Source organism: Bacillus cereus group sp. BfR-BA-01355 (assembly GCF_022663675.1).
Lineage (GTDB): Bacteria > Bacillota > Bacilli > Bacillales > Bacillaceae_G > Bacillus_A > Bacillus_A thuringiensis_S.
The window spans coordinates 26,004-32,026 of sequence record NZ_JAKUFY010000060.1; the positions used below are offsets into that span (position 1 = coordinate 26,004).

The following is a 6,023-nucleotide window of genomic DNA, read 5'->3' on the forward strand; positions in this document are numbered from 1 at the left end:
TTAACTCACTACTTTCAATCCAATAATCGTCCCCATAATCCCAACAATACAAATAATCCGAAAAGCGTTTTTAGGTTCTTGAAAAAATAAAATACCGACAACTGCTGCCCCGAGCGTTCCGATTCCAGTCCAAACTGCATATGCGATCGATAACTGAATTTCTTGAAGCGCCATCGTTAAAAATTGAAAACTAATAATAAAACCACCTATTAAAATAATATTATTCGTCCAACTATTATTTTTTGCTACTTTCTTTATCCCAATTACACCGACAATTTCAAAGAGCCCAGCTATAATTAAATAGATCCATGCCACTTTATTTCACCTCTTCCTTATTCCCACTAAATTTCAATCCGATAATAAATAGTGCCAATAAGCAAACGAGGAAAATTTTGATGAGCGAAAATGGTTCTTTGAAATATAAAATATCTACCAATATCGTTCCAACTGTACCAATTCCAGTAAATACTGCATATGCCGTACCAATTGGAATTTTTTTAGTTGCTTCAATTAGTAGTTGAAAGCTCACTAAAATTGCAATGAGTGTCAAAATACTCATTGAATTTGTTTTTAATCCTGTCGCCCAATATATTTCAATTAAGCCCCCAAATACTAAATACATCCACGCCCTATTTATGCTAATCTCCTTTTTCTTTTTCACTTCTTCTTTTATCTCTTCTCTTGTTTCTTGTTTCGAAGAATTACGCTTCTTTTTCGGAAAAAGAATGTAAGACATCGCCCATATAAAATGAATAATAAGCACTGATGTCCAGACACTTGTAATCGTATTAATCGTTTCATTTTTATAAAATCCAATTTGTTTATTTAAAATTCACTCTTTCATATGAAGGAAATAGGAACCGCTTGGCAACTCTTGAGCTGGTACAAGCCCTACTATAAAAATAAATAGAATCTGTGCAAAAATGAAAATCCCCAGATGCTTATAAAAATATTGCCTCTCCATCCGCGCATGCTTAATTCCATATAGCTTCTCTTTTCCCGCGCCAGTCATTTACCCTCCTCCTTTTTTAAATAACAATCTATCATCTTTTCTATATAATTCATCGTTTCTAAATCAAGTCCGTATACTCTTGCAATCTCTCCCTCTTCAGGTTTAATTAAATCCCAATACTTATTTATTAATTGTTCATCTTCATGAAATACGTGCATTGAAAAAGCCACTACCCTTTCCGCTAACATTTGAATTTCCGGTGAATCTACTGGTTCATTTATACGCTGACGAATTTCTCTTAATACTTGTAACCATTCTTTTGTTCTTTCATCGTTTTCTTCAAGTGTTGGTAAATCCTCTATAACCTTCTGTTCTTCCTCCGTAAAATATTTTTGTCGGAAATTTTCTCTCTGCTCAATTCCCTGTACTGATTTTATGAATAACATTAAATCTTCTGTTTTAAGCTCTCCTGTTAATTCAATGGAATGAAATGCTGTATATAATAGTTTTTCTAAGTCCTTTAATCTTTTTACTTCCGCTTGTATTGTTTGAATTTCATTTTGAATTGCACTTTTCCATCTTTCTTCTGAATTCCCCTTTTCCTCTTTTAACACTTTTTTTATTTCCGAAAGCTTAAAACCAAGCTTTTTAAACGTTGTTATTTGTTGCAATGTAATTACATCATCTTTTGAATAGTAACGATATCCTGACTCAGCAACGTACGACGGTTTTAATAATCCAATTTCCTCATAATATCTAAGTGTTCTCGTCGTTACATTCGTTTCTTTTGAAATTTCACCAATGCTATACTTATCCATCGTTTCCTCCTCACGCCTTATTTATCTTCACTATAAACTTTGACGTATACGTTAAAGTCAATACTCCATTCACACAAAAAACTCCTGTTTTACAAATAAAAAAACTGCCCTTTAACAGGCAGTTTTTCTTTATCCAAACACTTTCTCAAGTTCATCTTTATCTTGGCTTAGCCAGAAGTTCATTAAGCGTTGTGCTCCTTCTAAGTCATGAAGCTTCGCTTGACCACATTGCGTTTCATTTGCAGCCGGAATTTCTGTAATTTGAACCGCATCTTTTAATGTTAGTTCTAATAAATCAATGATTTCTCGAACTGTCGGTGTTCCGCTCACTACAAGATAATATCCTGTTTGGCAGCCCATCGGTGAAATATCGATAATATCAAAATGCGGATAACGATCAATATATTTACGTAAATTAAATGCTAATAAATGCTCTAACGTATGAATAACATCTGGTTTCATTGCTTGTTTATTCGGTTGGCAGAAACGAATATCAAATTTATTTACAATACCGTCACTACCTACATTGTGAACTCCGCAATGTCTTACATAAGGTGCCTTTACAATCGTATGATCTAATTCAAAGCTTTCTACTGATGGCATACAACATCTCTCCCGCTTTTAATTTAATTCCGTTATATCCAATATGATATAACGGAAATGCACATTAGTAAAGTATTATGTACAGTCGTGCTATAATACTTTAAGAGTATGCTGAAAAGGAGACCATTATGAAACAGATTTTTATTGGGATTATACGCTTTTATCAAAAGTTCATTTCTCCGATGACACCACCAACATGCCGCTTTTATCCAACTTGTTCTCATTACGGATTAGAGGCGTTTCAAAAACATGGTGCACTCAAAGGTTTTTGGCTTACTTGTAAGCGTATATTAAAATGTCACCCTTTCCACCCGGGAGGATTTGATCCTGTCCCAGATAAAAAGGATGACAAAGTAAATTCTTAATTGTCGTAACCATTCACAACTAAATCTAATTTTCCTGTATCAGGATCTATAACAAGACCGTGAACAGGTACTTCTTCTGGAAGTAATGGATGGTTGCGAAGTATTGATACACTATGTTCTACACTTTCTTCTACACTAGAGAACCCTTGTAGGAATCTTTCTAAATCGATTCCAGAATAACGGAGTGTATCTAATTTCTCATTTGTTATACCGCGCTCTTTCATCTTCTCAATTGTACTGCTTGCCTGAATTTTTGCCATACCGCAATCGTGGTGACCAACTACACAAACTTCATCAGCACCAAGTTCATATACAGCAACTAAAATACTACGCATAATACTTCCGAATGGATGTGAGATAACAGCTCCTGCTACTTTAATAATTTTCACATCACCGTTACGCATATTCATTGCTTTTGGTAATAATTCAACAAGACGAGTATCCATACAAGAGATAATTACCATTTTTTTATTCGGGAATTTTCCCGTTTCATACTCTTCGTATCTTTTCTCTTCAACAAATTTTTCATTGTATTGTAAAATCTCTTCTAATGACTTCATAGTAAAAAACCCTCTTTTCTCTCATTTACATTACTTATATAGTGTACCAAAATATGAAAAACTCAAAAAGGATATCGCTTTATAGTAAAAATAGGATATTTTCAGATAATCGACATAATTCTTTCAAAATATACACACACCTTTGTAACAAGTCCCCTCTATTTCAAACGTATTTTCACTATAAACTGATTGTAGATAATGTAAAAAAGGAGTGAATATTCATTATGTCCGACGTTCTGTTACTGAGTCGTTTTCAATTTGCAATTACTATTTTTTATCACTTTTTATTTGTACCTTTGACAATCGGACTTGTCATTTTAGTAGCATGTATGGAAACTCAATACGCCCGCACATTGAATCCAACATACCGTAAAATGGCAAATTTCTGGGGTAAATTATTTACAATTAACTTCGTAATGGGGATTATAACCGGGATTACGATGGAATTCCAATTTGGAACAAACTGGTCTGAGTACTCCAAATATATGGGAGATATTTTCGGATCACCTCTCGCAATTGAAGCACTTGTTGCCTTCTTCTTAGAATCTACTTTCATGGGAATATGGTTATTCGGTAAAGACAAAATTTCACCAAAGTTCCGTGCCTTCTGTATGTGGATGGTTGCACTTGGAACAAATATTTCCGCACTTTGGATTATTACAGCAAACGGCTTTATGCAAAACCCTGTTGGCTACGTAGTACGTAACGGCCGCGCTGAATTAAATGACTTCTGGGCACTCGTTACAAATCCATATGCTTGGAATATGTTCTTCCATACTGTCATTGGTTGTTATATCGTAGGTGCTTTCTTCGTTATGGCAATTAGTGCCTATCACTTATTACGTAAAAACGAAGTGGAATTCTTCAAAAAATCATTTAAGTTTGGTTTAATGCTAGGTTTATTCGCCGCAACAATTACACCGTTTATGGGACATCAATCTGGTGTATCAGCAGCTAAATATCAACCAGCAAAAGGAGCTGCGATGGAAGCAGTTTGGGAAACTGGAAAAGGACAAGGCTTCTCAATTGTTCAAATTCCTGATGTAAAAAATGAGAAGAACTTTGAATTCCTTACGATTCCAAAACTCGGAAGCTTCTTCTATACAAACTCATTTGATGGCGAAATTGTTGGTTTAAAAGATATTCCGAAAGATGAACGTCCAAATGTTAACCTCGTGTATTATAGCTTCCGCTTAATGGTTGCACTTGGTATGTTCTTTATGGCATTAACTTGGTACGGCTTCTATTTAAACCGAAAAGGAAAACTAGAAAACTCAAAACGTTATTTAAAAATTACAATATGGTCTGTCTTACTTCCTTATATCGCGATTAACGCAGGATGGATTGTCGCTGAAGTAGGTCGTCAACCATGGACAGTATATAAACTAATGCGTACAGCAGAATCTGTATCGCCTATATCAGTTCCACAAATTTGGTTCTCATTAATTAGTTTAATTTTGTTCTACACTTTACTTTTAATTGCAGACGTATACTTAATGCTGAAGTTCGCGAAAAAAGGACCTGCAGCATTAGAAGAACCTGCTACTGAGGGAGGTGTGGCTCATGTCTCATGATATGCTTGCAATCATCTGGTTTGGTTTATGGGGCGTGATTTGGACAGTTTACTTCATTCTTGATGGGTATGCACTTGGTAACGGAATGATTTTCCCTTTCGTTACGAAAGATCGACAAGAACGAAATCAATTACAAGAAGCAATTGGTCCATTCTGGGGCGGTAATGAAGTATGGTTAATTACAGCTGGTGGCGCAACATTTGCTGCCTTCCCAGTCACATATGCAAATATGTTTAGTTATCTCTATACACCGTTATTCTTAGTATTACTTGCACTATTTGCTCGTGCCGCTGGGCTGGAATTCATGCATAAAGATGATTCACCGATTTGGCAAAAAACTTGTAAATGGGCATTTGCAATTGGGAGTTTTTTAATTGCTTTCCTATTCGGTGTTACGTTCGCTAATCTTTATTACGGACTACAAATCGGAAAAAATGGTTATGAAGGAAATTTACTTAGCTTATTAAACCATTACGGTATTTTAGGAGGATTGTTCTTCACTGCTATATTTGTCGTATCCGGTGCCCTTTGGGTCATGATTAAAACGACTGGTGAAGTATCCGACCGTGCTTATAAAATCGCGAGACCGTTTTCAATGGCAGCAGCTATTATTTTAGCTATCTTCTATGTAGCAACTGCTAATCGGACAAACTTGTTCCAAAACTTTACGGAATATCCGGTACTATTCATTCTTCCAGTACTTGCAATGTTAATGAGTGTACTCGCACTTATTATGGTGTACAAACATAAAATTGGCCTTGCATTCACATTCGTTTGCCTAACAATCGCAATGTTTATGACAACTGGCTTTGCAGGTATGTTCCCAAGAATGTTACCATCTCGTATTAACGATGCATACAGTACAACGTTATACAACGCAGCTGGTAGTCAATTAAACTTAAAGATTATGTTCTTCGTTGCAATGGTCATGGTACCAATCGTTATTGGATATCAGCTTTGGAGCTACAGTATCTTTAAAAATAAAATTCATAAAGACTCTGCTAAAGGGTATCACTAAAATAAAAAAAGACACTTCGGTTTGATATGATCCCCTTATAGTAGACAGTAAAAAGAAAGCACATTAATCTGTTTACTATGGAGGGGATTTTTCTATGGGCAAAATTAGAGTAACTTATGATATAGAATTTAAG

General features: G+C 35.2%; 9 protein-coding genes. 3 read left to right on the forward strand and 6 right to left on the reverse strand.

Going from position 1 to position 6,023, the window contains the following annotated elements; genetic code table 11:
* The 5 genes from MR167_RS19220 to luxS all read right to left on the reverse strand — a co-directional run bounded on the left by MR167_RS19220 (window position 1) and on the right by luxS (window position 2,373).
* Entirely contained in the window at window positions 1–315 is a 315-nt protein-coding gene (locus MR167_RS19220; protein ID WP_000312334.1) for a DMT family transporter, read from the reverse strand.
* Between the two features lies 1 nt (window position 316).
* Window positions 317–736: a DMT family transporter gene (locus MR167_RS33700; protein WP_242315258.1), complete on the reverse strand. Its 420-nt coding sequence runs from the start codon at window positions 734–736 to the stop codon at window positions 317–319.
* Between the two features lie 96 nt (window positions 737–832).
* A complete protein-coding gene (locus MR167_RS33705) occupies window positions 833–1,012 on the reverse strand; it encodes a hypothetical protein (protein WP_242315259.1) in 180 nt (59 codons plus the stop codon).
* Window positions 1,009–1,770 carry a MerR family transcriptional regulator gene (locus tag MR167_RS19235; RefSeq protein WP_000362242.1) on the reverse strand — a complete coding sequence of 254 codons (762 nt, stop codon included), beginning with the start codon at window positions 1,768–1,770 and terminating at the stop codon, window positions 1,009–1,011. Before MR167_RS19235 ends, MR167_RS33705 begins: the two co-directional genes overlap by 4 nt.
* 129 nt (window positions 1,771–1,899) lie before the next feature.
* Entirely contained in the window at window positions 1,900–2,373 is a 474-nt protein-coding gene (gene luxS / locus MR167_RS19240; RefSeq protein ID WP_001141371.1) for an S-ribosylhomocysteine lyase LuxS, read from the reverse strand.
* Between the two features lie 128 nt (window positions 2,374–2,501).
* Between luxS and yidD the strand changes: the two genes are divergently transcribed.
* On the forward strand, window positions 2,502–2,738 hold the full coding sequence (gene yidD, locus MR167_RS19245; RefSeq protein WP_000809334.1) for a membrane protein insertion efficiency factor YidD: 237 nt from the start codon (window positions 2,502–2,504) through the stop codon (window positions 2,736–2,738).
* Here the strand turns inward: yidD and MR167_RS19250 are convergent.
* On the reverse strand, window positions 2,735–3,298 hold the full coding sequence (locus MR167_RS19250; protein WP_000838173.1) for a beta-class carbonic anhydrase: 564 nt from the start codon (window positions 3,296–3,298) through the stop codon (window positions 2,735–2,737). The two genes, yidD and MR167_RS19250, sit on opposite strands and share 4 nt — an antisense overlap.
* A gap of 224 nt (window positions 3,299–3,522) precedes the next feature.
* Between MR167_RS19250 and cydA the strand changes: the two genes are divergently transcribed.
* Both cydA and cydB read left to right on the forward strand, forming a co-directional pair.
* Window positions 3,523–4,872: a cytochrome ubiquinol oxidase subunit I gene (gene cydA, locus MR167_RS19255; RefSeq protein ID WP_001286166.1), complete on the forward strand. Its 1,350-nt coding sequence runs from the start codon at window positions 3,523–3,525 to the stop codon at window positions 4,870–4,872.
* Window positions 4,862–5,890, forward strand: coding sequence for a cytochrome d ubiquinol oxidase subunit II (gene cydB, locus MR167_RS19260; protein ID WP_000017662.1), 1,029 nt, complete (start codon window positions 4,862–4,864; stop codon window positions 5,888–5,890). Before cydA ends, cydB begins: the two co-directional genes overlap by 11 nt.
* Window positions 5,891–6,023 lie beyond the last annotated feature (133 nt).